Below are 15,738 nucleotides of genomic sequence, written 5' to 3'. Positions count from 1 at the left end.
ATCTGCTACGGTCACACCAGTCGCCCTCGCTGCTCACCGACTGGAGAGACAGATGCCTGCCGCTTCCGCTCCCGCCCCCACTTCCACTCCCTCTTCCGCTTCCGCTCCTGCGGCCCCCTCGGCTCTGCCCATCGGCTCCGCTGCCCCGGCCGCCCGCCGCGGACTGCGGTCGCGGTGGACCGCCCTCGCGGTGCTCTCCACCGGCGTGCTGATGACGGTCCTGGACGGCAGCATCGTCACCGTCGCGATGCCGGCCATCCAGAAGGACCTGGGCTTCACCCCCGCCGGCCTCAGCTGGGTCGTCAACGCCTACCTGATCGCCTTCGGCAGCCTGCTGCTCCTCGCGGGCCGACTCGGCGACCTGATCGGCCGCAAGCGGATGTTCCTCGCCGGAACCGGCGTCTTCACCGGAGCCTCGCTGCTCGCCGGATTCGCCGGCTCCCCCGAGGTGCTGATCGCCGCCCGCTTCCTCCAGGGACTCGGCAGCGCGATGGCCGCGGCCGTCAGCCTCGGCATCCTGATCACCCTGTTCACCGAGCCCCGCGAACGCGCCAAGGCCATCGCCGTCTTCTCCTTCACCGGCGCGGCCGGGGCCTCCCTGGGCCAGGTGCTCGGCGGAGTGCTGACCGACGCCCTCGACTGGCACTGGATCTTCTTCATCAACCTGCCCATCGGGCTCGCCGCCCTGGCACTGGCCCTGCCGGCCCTCCCCAAGGACGGCGCCCACTCCGGTCTGCGGGCCGGGGCCGACGTACTCGGCGCGGCCCTGGTCACCGCCGGTCTGATGCTGGGCATCTACACCGTGGTCGAGGTCGAGCAGTACGGCTGGCTCTCCGCCCACACCCTCGGCCTCGGCGCCCTCTCGCTGCTCCTGCTCGCCGGCTTCACGATCCGCCAGGCCAAGGCCCGCACCCCGCTGGTACCGCTGCGGATCTTCCGCAACCGGACCGTGGTCGGCGCCAACCTGGTCCAGATGCTGATGGTGGCCGCGCTGTTCTCCTTCCAGATCCTGGTCGCCCTCTACCTCCAGAACGTGCTCGGCTACGGAGCCGCCGAGACCGGCCTCGCGATGCTTCCGGCGGCCGTGGTCATCGGTGCGATCTCGCTCGGCGCCTCCGCCCCGCTGAACTCCCGCTTCGGTGAGCGCAATGTGCTCCTGACCGGCCTCGCCCTGCTGGTGGCCGCCCTCGGCCTGCTGACCCGGCTGCCGGTGCAGGCCGACTACGTCACCGACCTGCTGCCCGTGATGCTGCTGGCCGCGGGCTTCGGTCTGGCGCTGCCCGCCCTCACCGCGCTGGGCATGTCCGGCGCCGACGAGCAGGACGCGGGGCTCGCCTCGGGCCTGTTCAACACCACCCAGCAGATCGGCATGGCCCTGGGCGTGGCCGTCCTGTCCACCCTGGCCGCCTCCCGCACCGACTCCCTGCTCGGCACCGGCCACAGCCGCGCCGAGGCCCTCACCTCCGGCTACCACCTGGCCTTCGGGATCGGCGCCGGACTGCTGGTCACGGCGATCGCGGTGACCACGGCCCTGCTGCGGAGCACGCGGCGCCCCTGAGCACGGGCTCTCCGGACCGATGTTTCACGTGAAACATCGGTCCGGAGGACCCCGAGGGCGCAGACATGACGGTGGGCCGCCGCTCCGCACATGCGGAGCGGCGGCCCACCGCCGTACCGGTGGAACTACTTCACGAAGAGCCCGTTGAGCGTCCCGTAGTCCAGCGGCCCGCCGAGCGAGCCGTACGTGCCCTCGCCCAGCAGCTCCCGCGTGGCGTTGTGAGCCGCCGCGTACGCCGCCTGCGCGACAGCCGTGCCCACGCTGACCCGGCGCACCCCGGCCTTCGCCAGCTCGGCGACGGAGGGACCCCCCGGCCCCGCCATGGCGTTGACCGGCAGCGGCCCCCGGGCGATCTCGCCCAGGGTCTCCAGGTCCAGCAGACCGGGTACGAAGATCCCGTCGGCGCCGGCGGCCGCGTACGCCTCGACGCGGGCGAGCACCTCGCCCAGCCGGCCGGACTCCTCGCCGATCCCGAACAGGAACACGTCGGTACGGGCGTTGATGACCAGCTCCGGCAGTCCGGCCCCGGCCGCCGCCGCACGGGCGGCACGGATCCGCTCGCACTGCTCCTCGACCGTGCGCAGCGGGCCGCCCGCCGCCTTGGAGTCCTCCAGGTTGATACCGACCCCGCCCACCGCGACGACCCCGCGCACAGTGGCCGCGACGTCCTCGTAGCCGCCCTCGATGTCCACGGTGACCGGCAGGTCGACGGCCTCGACGATCCGGGCCGCCGCGGCCAGCATCTCCTCGCTCTTCGCGTGCTGACCGTCCCCGCGCCCGATCCCCCAGGCCACCCCGCCACTGGTCGTTGCGATCGCCGACGCACCGGCGGCCTCGATCACCGCCGCACTGCCCGCGTCCCAGGCGTTGGGCAGCACGAGCACCCCTTCGCCCCCCAAAGCCCGCAGATGCAGCGCCTTTTCGGTGGTCTTCGCGTCCACAGTCATCCCGAATCTCCTCAGCCTTGGCCTAGCCGAACGATCGCCAAATCACCCCAACCAACGAGGCTTTGCCGATCTTCCCCGCCCAAGTGTCCACAACAGTCCACCCGTTGGACGCCGGAACCGGCCTCGGGTCAGGACTTGGGCAGGGTGTTGACGTAGTTCGTGCCGCTGGCGTAGAAGCCGTCCACGGCCTTCTGCACATCCGCCGGGGAGACTGCCTTGTCGGCCTGGAAATAGGTCCAGTTGACCCGCATGTCCCAGGTGCGCGCACCCTTCAGGGGAAGGTCGATGAACCAGTTGCTGAAGCGGATGTCCATCGCCTCGCGCGGGAAGTACTTGCTGTCGTTGGAGAAGATCACGCGCCCGTCCAGGTTGTAGGTGACCTTCCCGTCCATGGCGGTGATCACCACGGTGTGCCAGCCCGCGATGCTCTTCTTGTGCGCCTGGGTGACTCGGTCGCCCTTCTTCGCGTCGCGCCAGCTCGTCGTGTCGAGCCGGGGGCCCGGCGCACCCCACCCACCGTTCGGCGTGTACTCGAAGTCGAGTTCGCTGTACTGGGACGAGGACTCCGAGGGCGAGATCGCGAAGAAGGTCTCCACGACGTGGTCGCCGTTGGGGCCGCTCGTGGGCTTGTCGCTGAGGTAGATGCGGGCGGCAAGGGTTCCCTTGAAGTACTGGGACTTGGCGCTCTGCAGCTCGGCCTGCTTGGTGCCTTCCTTGGTGCCGTCGGTGCTGGACTGGAGCAGCATCGACTGGCCGCCCTGGGCCGTCGCCTCGGCCGGGAAACTGACGTTCGCGCTCGACCAGGTGTCCGCGATGCCGGGGCCGCCCTCGCCGGAGCGGACCTTCCAGCCGTTGTTGGCGAGCGCCGGGTCGTCGGGCCCGCTGTAGCGGAACGAGTCGAACATGAGCCCGACCGGCGGCGCGGCCGCAGCCTGCGCCGGCGGCTCCTGCCCCGGGGCGGGGGCGGCGCCGGCAGGCTCCTCACCCCAGACGAGGGTGCCGCCGACGTAGGCGGTCACCTGCTTCGACCATCCGAATTTGGTCGACTTGGCCTTGAAGGACTGATCGTTCGCCTGGTTCAGGTCCTTGTGGTCGAGCCGGTAGAACTGAAGCGCGATCCCCTGGCTGCTCTTACCGGGCTCCAGGCTGCCGGCTCCGGCGGCGAAGCCGACCTGGAGGTAGTGGCTGGTGGTAGGACCGGGAGCGGCCACGCCGGTGATCTTCGTCTTGACGTTCAGGCAACCGACGTCCGACTGAACGCAATTGGAACCGTAAGCGGAATCGCCGTCCGAGCTGAAGTAGTACCGAAGAGTGACGTCGCTCAAAGCCACGGTCTCTTTGGAATTGTTCACAATCTCCAGCCACGGCTTGGCCACTGCGCCTGTCGAAGGGCCTTCGGTCTTGTACCGGACCGCGATTCCCGTAGGGGCGGGTTCGGCAGAGCGGAATTTGGGATAGAGCACCACCGCACCGACGCCTGCAATGAGCACGACAAGGAGAAGCAGTAGTTTGAGCACGGTCCCCCCGCGACGGCGAGAGTTGCGGCGGGCACGGCTCACGAAAGCTCCTTGGCGGGACGTGAGAACTGGATGGATCGCATCCGCTTCACATCAGATCTATGGGTGGCGTATTCCGCGCCATCGTAACCGTCCCGCATTCGAGACACAGAAGGGTGTTCTAGATCACTTACGGCCGTCGGCCAGGATATTCGAATGCCGCGCTTGTCACGTTTTGCCAGGTTGAATCCGCGCACTGTTAACCGAATTGCCCCCCGCGTTTCACTAAGTGGAACGCACAGCGCCAGGGTGCCCGAACGGGCCTGTTGTAAATTCTCTGTAGGGGCTCACAAGACTCGGCAAGACCTGCCGATTTTGCGAGTTGGACGTTACTGGGGGAGAAAGCCTTGTCTGGCACCATCGAGCGCCGGGGTGCCCGACGCGCGCGCAGTTCGCGCGACGAAACGGCGAGCACTCAGCGCAGCCGGCACCGCAGGGGCCGCGTAGCCCCCGACGCCGCGAGCGATGAGACCCTCTACGACACCGTCATTCTCGTGCCCGCGCGGAACGAGGAACTCGGGGTACTCACCTCGCTGCAGTCACTGGCCGCACAGACCCGGCGCCCCGACCTCATCATCGTGGTGGTCAACAATTCCAGCGACCGCACCTTCGACTTCGCCCAGCAGTTCGCGGACGACGAGCGCACGCCGCCGACGGTGGTCCTGGATCTCCCCGACAACCCGCACAAGAAGGCGGGCGCCCTCAACTACGGCCTCGCCTGGCTCGGGGAGGCCCTCGGAGGGCGGCTGACCAGCGCCGTACGGCACGTCCTGGTGATGGACGCCGACACCGAGCTGCACCCCAAGTTCATCGAGCGGGCCCGCAACGTCATCGCCTCCGACCCCGAGCTCGGCGGCGTCAGCGCGGCCTGCCTCGGCCGCACCGGCCTGTGGCGCAACCCGTGGCAGCGCTACCTCCTCGGCATGCAGATCATCGAGTACGGCCGGGCCGCCAACTCCCGGTACCGCAAGGACGTCCACACCATGTCCGGGGCCGGCTCCTTCTACCGGTCGGAGGCCCTGCAGAGCCTGCTCGACTGGCGGGGCGAGGTCTTCTGGGAGGACCACGCCAACCTGGTCGAGGACTACGAGACCACGCTGGCGCTCAAGGAGTCCGGCTGGAAGGTCACCGCCAACCAGCTCTGCATCGCCTACACCGACCTCATGCCCACGCTGCGTGAACTCATCCAGCAGCGCGAGCGATGGAGCCGGGGAACCGTGGACACTCTGCGTTCCCGCGGCTGGACGAAGTTCACCTGGCACTCCATCTCCACCATGATTCTGGCGCTCCTCGGATCTGCCTATGTTCTGGGATGGGGAACCTCGCAGCTGTGGATGGCCGCGAAACACGGATTCTCCACCCAGCCGGTCTTCCTGGTGCTCGTCGGCTTCTGGGTCTTCTATCCCGCGCTCCGGGTCCGAAATCTCGGGTGGAAGGCGATGCTCGTCGAAGCCTCGCTGCTTCCGGAGCTGGTGTACACCGTGGTGCGCACCTATTGGCTCGTGTCGTCCCTCATCAAGTCGTACCTGACTCGCGTTTCCGCCTGGAAATGAACCAAGGAGAGTAATGAATTCCCTCAAGGGACTGGGCGTCTGCGTGCTGCTCGCAGGCATCGCCTTCGCGCTGACCAAGGTGGAGGACATCTCCCTGCTGCTCTTCGCCCTGAGCATAGGAATCATCGCCGTGTCGCTGGTCACCTACGCGGCGTCCGTCCGGCGACGCCGGAACGACTACCGCGTCGCCGGCGAGTAAACGCCCCCGGTTCCCCTGGCGGCCCATCAGAACTGCCAAAGCCGTCGAGGCCGTCTCGGGACGCGCACACCGACGCCGGCCGGTCCCTCCACCCGCACCCCGTCACCGAGTGCCGAGCGGCCGATCGGCCGATCGCACCCTGCCCCGGCTCTGCTCCGGCCCGTCCACGGCCCGGCCGGAAGGCCGACCCGGAACGTCCGCCCGGAGCGCGGCCCGTACACGCCAACTCGTCAAAAAAACCCTGTCTGACCTACGTTTCCGCAGGTCAGACAGGGTTTCGTCATGTGGAGCCTAGGAGATTCGAACTCCTGACATCTGCCTTGCAAAGGCAGCGCTCTACCAACTGAGCTAAGGCCCCTGGATACGGACGCAGCACTCCCCTGGGAGGGGGTGACCGTTCCGCAGAACAGAGTACCGGGTGTACCCCCTCATCTCGCAAAATGATAGGGACTCCCGCCCTGCGACCACTCTCCGTAAGATGCTCGCGAGGTTCGCACCAGCGAAGGGGAGTAGTAAGAGTGGACGCAGTACAGCAAGAGGCTACGGCCAGAGCCCGGGAACTTCAGCGGAGTTGGTACGGGGAGCCGCTCGGAGCGCTCTTCCGCCGGCTCATAGATGACCTCGGCTTGAACCAGGCCCGCCTCGCTGCCGTCCTCGGGCTGTCGGCGCCGATGCTGTCCCAGCTGATGAGCGGGCAGCGGGCCAAGATCGGCAACCCGGCCGTGGTCCAGCGGGTCCAGGCTCTCCAGGATCTCGCGGGCCAGGTGGCGGACGGAAGCGTCAGCGCGGCAGAGGCAACCGACCGGATGGACGAGATCAAGAAGACCCAGGGAGGCTCCGTCCTCAGCAACAGCACCGGCCAGACCGCAGGCGGTTCAGGCGCGCCCACCGTCAAGCGCGTGGTCCGCGAGATCCAGTCGCTGCTGCGCTCGGTCTCCGCGGCCGGCGACATCATCGACGCGGCGAACACCCTCGCCCCCAGCCACCCGGAACTGGCAGAGTTCCTCCGGGTCTACGGAGCGGGTCGCACGTCCGACGCGGTCGCCCACTACGAGGCCCACCAGAACTGACGGGCGGCTGACGACGGGGGACGGGCGCAGCGATGGGTGAGATCTTCGCGGGCCGGTACGAGCTGATCGATCCGATCGGGCGTGGCGGCGCCGGTGCCGTATGGCGGGCCTGGGATCACAGGCGCCGCCGGTACGTCGCGGCGAAGGTCCTCCTGCAGAGCGATGCCCACACCCTGCTGAGGTTCGTCCGCGAGCAGGCGCTGCGCATCGATCACCCGCACGTGCTGGCCCCGGCCAGCTGGGCGGCTGACGACGACAAGGTCCTGTTCACCATGGACCTCGTCGCCGGCGGTTCCCTCGCCCACGTGATCGGCGACTACGGGGCCCTGCCGCCCCGGTTCGTGTGCACGCTGCTCGACCAGCTCCTGTCGGGGCTGGCGGCGGTGCACGCGGAGGGAGTGGTCCACCGCGACATCAAACCGGCCAACATCCTGATGGAGGCCACTGGAACCGGGCGGCCGCACCTGCGGCTGTCCGACTTCGGCATCGCCATGCGCAAGGGCGAGCCCCGGCTGACCGAGACCGCCTTCGTGGTGGGCACCCCGGGCTATCTCGCACCCGAACAACTCCTCGGGTCCGAACCCGATTTCACCGCCGACCTGTTCGCCGTCGGGCTGGTCGGCCTGTACCTGCTGCACGGGCGCAAGCCCGACTCCCAGGCCCTCGTGGGGCATTTCCTCACCCACGGGACCCCCGAAGCGCCGGAGGGCGTTCCCGAGCCCCTGTGGGGCGTGCTGGCCGCCCTGCTTCAGCCGGACCCCGGGAACAGGTTCAAGACGGCCACGGGGGCGCGCAAGGCCCTTGCCGAGGCCGTGGAGCTGCTGCCCGCGCCCGCCGCGGACGAGGAGCCCCTGGAGGTCTTCGACCAACTCGGCCCGGTCCCGCCCGGTTTCACTCCCCGGACCCCGCACGGGACGGCCCTCGCCACCGGCGTGGACCTCACCCCCGGCACCGACACGCCCCTCGCACCCACGACGCCCACTCCCGCCACCGTGCCCGTCCAGGCCCCGCAGCCGGTGCCCCAGCAAGTCCCCCAGCCGGTGCCGCAGCCCGTCCATGCCCCCACCCCGGCCTACGGGCCCTCGGAGACGGGCAGTTTCCACCTCCAGCCGCCGCTCCCCCGCCAGCCGCTGCCCCCGCAGCCCTTCCCCGCCGCGGCCGCCCCACCGCAGCCGCCCGCGCAGCCCCGTAGCGGCACGATCGCTCCGCCGTCCGCGAAGGTCGCCGCCGGGGTCGTGTTCGCCGCGCTGCTCTGCTTCGCCGTCGGGATCTGGGCCCTGACCCAGATCTAGACCCGCCTGGCTCAGGCCCGCCGTCGGGACAGCAGGACCCAGCCGCCGAGTACGAGCAGCAGCAGCGTCCCGGCTCCGAAGCCGGCGCCAGCGACCGTGCGCATCACCGACCGGTTCGCGGCGGCGTCCGCGGCCTCCACGGCCGTGGTGCCCTCCTTGGCGGCGGTCCGGTCCTCGGCTCCGACCCCGAATCCGCCGGCCGCGAGGCCCTGCGCGTAGGCCGGGGCCCTGCCCGCCCCGCCGATCAGGTCCAGGCGCAGGGTCAGCGGCACGGGCACCGCGTCCTCGGTGAACTCCCCGACCTTCGCGGCCATGGTCACCGCGAGGTAGTACCAGCCGGCCATCCGGACGGGCTCCACGTTCCGGTCGCTCGAGAAGCGGTTCTCGTAGGCCACCGGCGCCGTCCTCGGCAGGGCGGCGCTCGCCTGCTTGCCGTCGTAGGAGGCGTCCTTGGAGTCGACCAGGGCCCGGTAGGGGCTGTAGAGCGAGACGGTCAGCCCGTAGGAGGCCGAGCCGTACTCCTTGGTCCGCCGGGCGGCGGAGAGTTCGACCCCGAGGCCGAGCTGCTGTCCCCAGTCGAGCGGCACCCGGTAGTAGCGGGTCTGGCCGGGCCGCAGGCTGTCGCTCCACACCCCGGCGCCCAGGGCGCGCGCGTCGTTGAACCCGGTGCCGCCGGCCCGCGGCGCCGGATCGGTGCCCGGCAGGGTCGGGGAGGCCGAGGGCCAGACGCTGGGCGCGGTGGTGGGCGCGCTGCCCGAGGCGAGGCCCGGTTCGCGCTGGACCCGGAGCTCCAGGGGCCAGGCGGCCGGGCTCCCGTCCTTGGGCGCCGTACGGGTCACCTTGGCGTAATAGACCCCGGCACCCTGGCAGTCGGCGTCCTCCTGCAGTTTGCGGGCCCCCACCGCGCTGATGGGGACGGGGTCGTAGCCGAAGGCGGCCCGGCCGGTGCCGCCGCCCCCGCACGCGCGGTTGTCCGGGGACATGATCTCCACCTCGACCCCGTCGCTGTAGCCGACCTTGGCGTCGGCGGTGGGCCGCAGGACGGCGGAGACGTACACGGAGGAGCGGTCGTCGAGGTTGAGCCGGTAGAAGCGCTCCCCTGGCGCCAGCGAGTCCTCGTAGGTCGATCCGGCCTCCAGCAGCGGGGCGCCGGCGGTGGAGGGCTTCCCCTCGACGGCCTTCGCCCCGTCGGCGCTCCGGTAGACCGGCAGCGGACCCGCCCCGGCGCCCGTCCCCGCCCCCGGCGAGGGCCCGGCCACGGCGACGGGCGCCGCCACCAGCCCGAGCACCACCACGCCGGCGCAGAGCCCCGTCGCGAGCCCGAACGAAAGCCCAGCCGACACCCCCGCCGTCCCCGGCAGAAGTCTCCGTACCCGCCCCATCACGCCCATCCACCCCGACTTTGCCAGCGCAAGCCAAAATTTTGCATACCGCAACTTTTTGTCACAGAGCAGCACAAAGCCCCGACCGCAGCGGCAGTCGGGGCTTTGGGATCAACCTTGGGTCTCACACACCGGAACCAGAAGGCACGGAGTCAGTTGCCTCCGTCCACAGGTCCTGCTCGGCGCGGTCCGCCTGGATCTGGCGGTACACGAGGAGCCCGCCGATGGCGGCCAGTGCGACCAGGAGCAGCTTCTTCACCGTGCGACCTCGTCTTTCGTTGACGTAGGAGACTTCTGGCGCCCAACAATACACACCGACCGATACCGATCGGTGACCTGAGGGCCACCCAACTGGCCCTACGACAAAGACCCCCAGGCCATGGGCCTGAGGGTCTTCGACACTGTGGGGCTAACAGGATTTGAACCTGTGGCCTCATCCTTATCAGGGATGCGCTCTAACCAACTGAGCTATAGCCCCATCCGCGCTGCGCGCTGACTTCTGAAGGTTAGCGCACAGACCCGGTGACTCCAAAATCGATAGCGGCGACCCGTCTGCGCAGGTCATCCGCCTCGTCTTCGCAAGCTCTACTCGTCCTCGGCGAGCGTCAGCTCCACACCGCCGACGAACCCCGCCGACAGGTTGTAGATGAACGAGCCGAGCGTCGCCAGCGCCGTCATGAGCACCACGTCGATGACCGCGATCACCGAGGTGAAGATCAGAACGCGCGGCAGCGACAGGAAGGACTGGAGGTCGAAGCCGTTGCTCTCGTTCGAGCCGGTCGCCTCGCTGATCGTGCCGCCGACGCTGGAGAAGATGCCCATGGCGTCCATGACCATCCACAGCACCACCGACGCCACGATCGTGCAGACGCCCAGCGCGATCGACAGCAGGAAGCTGACCTTCATCACCGACCACGGGTCGGCCTTGGCCACCCTGAGCCGCGCCTTGCGCGTCCTGGGCGCCGTACGGGTCCCCGGGCGCGGCTTGCGCTGCGCTCCCGGGTCACCGGCGCCGCGCGGCGCCACGGGGCCCGCGGGCGCCGCGTAGGCCTGCGGCGGGTGATACGGCTGCTGAGGCTGCTGGCCGGCCTGCGTCTGCGGCGACTCAGGCGACTGCGGTCCTCGGGTGTCCGTCACGGTTCCCCCCTGGGAGTCCGCGGCAGGGCCACGGGCACCGTTCGCTCCAGTCTTGGACGGTCCGGCGCCCGTGGCTCCACTCACGCTTACTCCTCGTGCTCCCCAGCCGAGGGCTCCGTGCCCTCGGCGGCCTCGGCGGCCTGTCCTTCGACGGCCGCCTCGGTCCCGATCTCGGTCTCGTTCTCGGTCTCGCTGTCGTTCTCGCCGTCGACCTCGTCAGCATCCTGACCGGCCTCCGCGTTGCGGGCGATACCCACGACGGCATCCCGCTTGCCCAGGTTGATCAGCTGGACGCCCATGGTGTCACGGCCGGTCTCCCGTACTTCGTTGACGCGCGTACGAATCACACCACCGCCGAGGGTGATGGCGAGAATCTCGTCCGTTTCGTCGACCACGAGTGCACCGACGAGCGATCCGCGGTCCTCCACGATCTTGGCGGCCTTGATGCCCAGGCCACCACGGCCCTGGACGCGGTACTCGTTCACCGGTGTCCGCTTGGCGTAGCCGCCGTTGGTCGCGGTGAAGACGAACGTACCGGGCCGGACCACGCTCATGGAGAGCAGTTCGTCACCCTCCCGGAAACTCATGCCCTTCACGCCCGAGGTGGCGCGGCCCATCGGGCGCAGCGCGTCGTCGGTCGCCGTGAAGCGGATCGACTGCGCCTTCTTGCTGATGAGCAGCAGGTCGTCCTCGGCGGACACCAGCTCGGCGCCGATCAGCTCGTCGTCGCTGCCGTCCTCCGTCTCCCGGAGGTTGATCGCGATGACACCACCCGAACGGGGTGAGTCGTAGTCCTTGAGCGCCGTCTTCTTCACCAGGCCGCCCTTGGTGGCCAGGATCAGGTAGGGCGCGGCCTCGTAGTCGCGGATCGCGAGGATCTGGGCGATCTTCTCGTCCGGCTGGAAGGCCAGCAGGTTCGCCACGTGCTGCCCGCGGGCGTCGCGGCCGGCGTCCGGGAGCTCGTACGCCTTGGACCGGTAGACACGGCCCTTGTTCGTGAAGAACAGCAGCCAGTGGTGCGTGGTGGAGACGAAGAAGTGGTCGACGAGGTCGTCCTGCTTCAGCTTCGTGCCGCGCACGCCCTTGCCGCCGCGCTTCTGCGAGCGGTAGTCCTCGGTCTTGGTGCGCTTGACGTACCCGCCGTGGGTGATCGTGACGACGATGTCCTCTTCGGCGATCAGGTCCTCGATGGACATGTCACCGTCGAAGGGCACCAGCTTGGAGCGCCGGTCGTCGCCGAACTTCTCGACGATGGCCGCCAGTTCCTCGCTGACGATCTGCCGCTGGCGCTCTTCCGAGGCCAGGATGGCGTTGTACTCGTTGATCTTGGCCTGGAGCTCGTCGTGCTCGGCGACGATCTTCTGCCGCTCCAGGGCCGCGAGGCGGCGGAGCTGCATCTCCAGGATCGCGTTCGCCTGGATCTCGTCGATCGACAGCAGGCCCATCAGGCCCTCGCGGGCGATCTCGACCGTGTTGCTGCGCCGGATGAGGGCGATGACCTCGTCGATCGCGTCCAGCGCCTTGAGCAGACCGCGCAGGATGTGGGCGCGCTCCTCCGCCTTGCGCAGGCGGAACCTCGTGCGCCGGACGATGACCTCGATCTGGTGCGTCACCCAGTGGCGGATGAACGCGTCGATCGACAGCGTGCGCGGCACGCCGTCCACCAGCGCCAGCATGTTCGCGCCGAAGTTCGTCTGCAGGTCGGTGTGCTTGTAGAGGTTGTTCAGCACGACCTTGGCGACGGCGTCGCGCTTGAGGACGATCACCAGGCGCTGGCCGGTGCGCGAAGAGGTCTCGTCGCGGACGTCGGCGATGCCGCCGACCTTGCCGTCCTTGACCAGGTCGGCGATCTTCTGCGCGAGGTTGTCGGGGTTGGTCTGGTACGGAAGCTCCGTGACCACCAGGCACTGGCGGTTCTGGATCTCCTCGACCTCCACCACCGCGCGCATGGTGATCGAGCCGCGCCCGGTCCGGTACGCCTCCTCGATGCCCTTGCGGCCCACGACCAGGGCGCCCGACGGGAAGTCCGGGCCCTTGATCCGCTCGATGAGCGCGTCCTGGAGCTCCTCGTGCGAGGCCTCCGGGTGCTCCAGCGCCCACTGGGCGCCGGCCGCGACCTCGCGCAGGTTGTGCGGCGGGATGTTGGTGGCCATGCCGACCGCGATACCGGCGGAGCCGTTGATCAGCAGGTTCGGGAAGCGCGCAGGCAGGACCGTCGGCTCCTGGTTGCGGCCGTCGTAGTTGTCCGTGAAGTCGACGGTCTCCTCGTCGATGTCCCGGAGCATCTCCATGGCCAGCGGCATCAGCTTGCACTCGGTGTAGCGCATCGCGGCGGCCGGGTCGTTGCCCGGGGATCCGAAGTTGCCGTTGGAGTCCACCAGCGGCATGCGCAGCGACCACGGCTGGGCCAGGCGGACCAGGGCGTCGTAGATCGAGCTGTCACCGTGCGGGTGGTACGTACCCATGACGTCACCGACGACGCGGGCGCACTTGTAGAAGCCCTTCTCGGGCCGGTAGCCGCCGTCGTACATCGCGTACAGCACACGACGGTGGACCGGCTTGAGGCCGTCCCGTACGTCGGGCAGCGCGCGGGAGACGATGACGGACATCGCGTAGTCGAGATAGGAGCGCTGCATCTCGGTCTCGAGCCCGACGGGCTCGATGCGCATGACGGGCTGCTCCTCCGCGGGGTTCTCCGCAGTGGGGGTGGTTTCGTCGGCCATTGCTGGTCAAAGATCCTTTCAGGCGGTCAGCTGAGCCGACTCAGATGTCGAGGAAACGAACGTCCTTGGCGTTGCGCTGGATGAAGGAGCGCCGGGCTTCGACGTCCTCACCCATCAGCACCGAGAACAGGTCGTCGGCCTGCGCGGCGTCGTCCAGGGTGACCTGGCCGAGCACGCGGTGGTCCACGTCCATGGTGGTGACGCGCAGCTCCTCGGCGTTCATCTCGCCCAGACCCTTGAAGCGCTGGATCGAGTCTTCCTTGATCCGCTTGCCCTGCCCCTTGCCGAGCTCGACCAGGGCGTCGCGCTCGCGGTCCGAGTACGCGTACTCGAAGTCGTCGCGACCCCACTTGATCTTGTACAGCGGCGGCCGCGAGAGGTAGACGTGCCCGGCCTCGACCAGCGGCCGCATGAAGCGGAACAGGAAGGTCAGCAGCAGGGTGTTGATGTGCTGGCCGTCGACGTCGGCGTCGGCCATCAGGATGATCTTGTGATAGCGGAGCTTGGCGATGTCGAAGTCCTCGTGCACACCGGTGCCGAAGGCGCTGATCAGCGCCTGGACCTCGGTGTTCTGGAGGATCTTGTCGATCCGCGCCTTCTCGACGTTCAGGATCTTGCCGCGGATGGGCAGGATGGCCTGGTACATCGGGTTGCGGCCGGACTTGGCCGAGCCGCCGGCCGAGTCGCCCTCGACGATGAAGATCTCGCACTTGGTCGGGTCGTTCGACTGGCAGTCGGACAGCTTGCCCGGGAGCGAGGCGCTCTCCAGCAGACCCTTGCGACGGGTGAGGTCGCGGGCCTTGCGGGCCGCGACGCGCGCCGTGGCCGCGTTGATCGACTTGCGGATGATGTCCGCGGCCTCGTTCGGGTTGCGGTCGAACCAGTCGTTGAGGTGCTCGTGGACGACCTTCTGCACGAAGGTCTTGGCCTCCGTGTTGCCCAGCTTGGTCTTCGTCTGGCCCTCGAACTGCGGCTCGCCCAGCTTGATCGAGATGATCGCGGTCAGCCCCTCGCGGATGTCCTCACCGGCGAGGTTGTCGTCCTTCTCGCGGAGGAACTTCTTCTCGCGCGCGTAGCGGTTCACCAGACCCGTCATCGCGGCGCGGAAGCCCTCTTCGTGGGTGCCGCCCTCGTGCGTGTGGATCGTGTTCGCGAAGGAGTAGACGCCCTCGGTGTACTGCGAGTTCCACTGCATCGCGATCTCGACCGAGAGCAGGCGCTCCTTGTCCTCGGCCTCGACGTCGATGACGGTCGGGTGGATCAGCTCGCCCTTGCGCGCGTTCAGGTGCTTCACGAAGTCGACGATGCCGCCCTCGTAGTAGTACTTGACCGTGCGCGCCTGGTCGTCGTCGGTGGCCTCGGCGGTTTCCGAGCCCACCGTCGCCTTGGCCGACTCGCGCTCGTCCGTCAGCGTGAGGGTCAGGCCCTTGTTGAGGAAGGCCATCTCCTGGAAGCGGCGCGCGAGCGTCTCGAAGGAGTACTCGGTCGTCTCGAAGATGTCGGGGTCGGCCCAGAACGTCACCGTGGTGCCGGTCTCGGACGTCTCCTCGTTCTTGGCGAGGGGCGCGGTCGGGACACCGAGCTTGTAGTCCTGGGTCCAGCGGTAGCCGTCCGTCTTGACCTCGACCGCGACCTTGGTCGACAGGGCGTTCACGACGGAGACGCCGACGCCGTGCAGACCGCCGGAGACGGCGTAGCCGCCGCCGCCGAACTTGCCGCCCGCGTGCAGGACCGTGAGCACGACCTCGACGGCCGGCTTGCCCTCGGACTTCACGATGCCGACCGGGATACCTCGGCCGTTGTCGACGACGCGGACGCCGCCGTCCGGCAGGATCGTCACGTCGATGGTGTCCGCGTGCCCGGCCATGGCCTCGTCGACGGAGTTGTCGACGACCTCCTGCACCAGGTGGTGCAGGCCGCGCTCACCGGTCGAGCCGATGTACATGCCGGGCCGCTTGCGGACCGCGTCCAGGCCCTCCAGGACCTGGATGGCACCTGCGTCGTATGCCTTGTCCTCACCGTTCCCGGCTGCGGACTCGTTCTTCTCGTTGGGGTTGCCCGAATCGGCCACGAAGCGCCCTTTCTGGCACAGCACAGGCCGGACTCCGGGGCCAGCAGGCATGCAAGCAGGAGCGGCTGCGTCGATCTGCGTTGTCAGCGGTGGTCAGCTTTACTCGACTGGATCCCGCGCAAGCGCGGGATTCTTGTTCAGTCTACCGGTACCACCGACACGAATGGGGGTTTGCCGGTACCTGAGTCCTCATGTGCCGCCCCGAAACTCCTCTCTCCGACTCCCCATATCAGGGGAGGGGCTCTAAGAG

12 protein-coding genes and 2 tRNA genes are annotated in these 15,738 nt (G+C 68.8%); 5 read left to right on the top strand and 9 right to left on the bottom strand.

Annotated features, from left to right (window positions below):
- Nucleotides 1-52: 52 nt before the first annotated feature.
- Nucleotides 53-1,558: an MFS transporter gene (locus tag AC3IYJ_RS20165; RefSeq protein ID WP_489396176.1), complete on the top strand. Its 1,506-nt coding sequence runs from the start codon at nucleotides 53-55 to the stop codon at nucleotides 1,556-1,558.
- A 125-nt stretch (nucleotides 1,559-1,683) separates the two neighbouring features.
- Here AC3IYJ_RS20165 and AC3IYJ_RS20160 read toward each other — a convergent pair whose 3' ends face one another.
- Nucleotides 1,684-2,505, bottom strand: coding sequence for an isocitrate lyase/PEP mutase family protein (locus AC3IYJ_RS20160; protein WP_489396175.1), 822 nt, complete (start codon nucleotides 2,503-2,505; stop codon nucleotides 1,684-1,686).
- 128 nt (nucleotides 2,506-2,633) lie between these two features.
- The gene (locus tag AC3IYJ_RS20155; RefSeq protein WP_489402868.1) at nucleotides 2,634-3,968 is read right to left on the bottom strand and encodes a cellulose binding domain-containing protein; all 1,335 of its coding nucleotides are present in this window, start codon (nucleotides 3,966-3,968) and stop codon (nucleotides 2,634-2,636) included.
- Nucleotides 3,969-4,408: 440 nt separating this feature from the next.
- Here AC3IYJ_RS20155 and AC3IYJ_RS20150 point away from each other — a divergent pair, with 440 nt between their 5' ends.
- Nucleotides 4,409-5,614: a glycosyltransferase family 2 protein gene (locus AC3IYJ_RS20150; RefSeq protein ID WP_489396174.1), complete on the top strand. Its 1,206-nt coding sequence runs from the start codon at nucleotides 4,409-4,411 to the stop codon at nucleotides 5,612-5,614.
- Nucleotides 5,615-5,627: 13 nt separating this feature from the next.
- Nucleotides 5,628-5,813, top strand: a complete 186-nt coding sequence (locus AC3IYJ_RS20145) for a hypothetical protein (protein ID WP_489396173.1) — start codon at nucleotides 5,628-5,630, stop codon at nucleotides 5,811-5,813.
- 285 nt (nucleotides 5,814-6,098) lie between these two features.
- On the opposite strand, the gene AC3IYJ_RS20140 is transcribed toward AC3IYJ_RS20145, so the two are convergent.
- Nucleotides 6,099-6,171, bottom strand: a tRNA-Ala gene (locus AC3IYJ_RS20140).
- Nucleotides 6,172-6,331: 160 nt separating this feature from the next.
- On the opposite strand from AC3IYJ_RS20140, the gene AC3IYJ_RS20135 reads away from it, so the two are divergent.
- Together AC3IYJ_RS20135 and AC3IYJ_RS20130 are read left to right on the top strand one after the other, a co-directional pair.
- Entirely contained in the window at nucleotides 6,332-6,883 is a 552-nt protein-coding gene (locus tag AC3IYJ_RS20135; protein ID WP_330297453.1) for a helix-turn-helix domain-containing protein, read from the top strand.
- Between the two features lie 32 nt (nucleotides 6,884-6,915).
- A complete protein-coding gene (locus tag AC3IYJ_RS20130) occupies nucleotides 6,916-8,175 on the top strand; it encodes a serine/threonine-protein kinase (protein WP_489396172.1) in 1,260 nt (419 codons plus the stop codon).
- Between the two features lie 11 nt (nucleotides 8,176-8,186).
- Here the strand turns inward: AC3IYJ_RS20130 and AC3IYJ_RS20125 are convergent, their stop codons facing one another.
- The 6 genes from AC3IYJ_RS20125 to gyrB form a co-directional block, all read right to left on the bottom strand.
- Nucleotides 8,187-9,518, bottom strand: coding sequence for a hypothetical protein (locus AC3IYJ_RS20125; RefSeq protein WP_489396171.1), 1,332 nt, complete (start codon nucleotides 9,516-9,518; stop codon nucleotides 8,187-8,189).
- 163 nt (nucleotides 9,519-9,681) lie between these two features.
- Complete coding sequence (locus AC3IYJ_RS20120) at nucleotides 9,682-9,816, bottom strand: DLW-39 family protein (RefSeq protein ID WP_208809277.1); 135 nt, start codon at nucleotides 9,814-9,816, stop codon at nucleotides 9,682-9,684.
- A gap of 145 nt (nucleotides 9,817-9,961) precedes the next feature.
- Nucleotides 9,962-10,035, bottom strand: a tRNA-Ile gene (locus AC3IYJ_RS20115).
- Between the two features lie 107 nt (nucleotides 10,036-10,142).
- Entirely contained in the window at nucleotides 10,143-10,778 is a 636-nt protein-coding gene (locus AC3IYJ_RS20110) for a DUF3566 domain-containing protein (protein ID WP_489396170.1), read from the bottom strand.
- A 2-nt stretch (nucleotides 10,779-10,780) separates the two neighbouring features.
- The gene (gene gyrA / locus AC3IYJ_RS20105) at nucleotides 10,781-13,417 is read right to left on the bottom strand and encodes a DNA gyrase subunit A (RefSeq protein ID WP_489396169.1); all 2,637 of its coding nucleotides are present in this window, start codon (nucleotides 13,415-13,417) and stop codon (nucleotides 10,781-10,783) included.
- Between the two features lie 40 nt (nucleotides 13,418-13,457).
- On the bottom strand, nucleotides 13,458-15,512 hold the full coding sequence (gyrB, locus tag AC3IYJ_RS20100) for a DNA topoisomerase (ATP-hydrolyzing) subunit B (RefSeq protein ID WP_489396168.1): 2,055 nt from the start codon (nucleotides 15,510-15,512) through the stop codon (nucleotides 13,458-13,460).
- Nucleotides 15,513-15,738 lie beyond the last annotated feature (226 nt).

The sequence above is a fragment of the Streptomyces sp. GL_140 genome (assembly GCF_057834465.1).
This window is presented reverse-complemented; position numbering and strand designations above follow the sequence as displayed.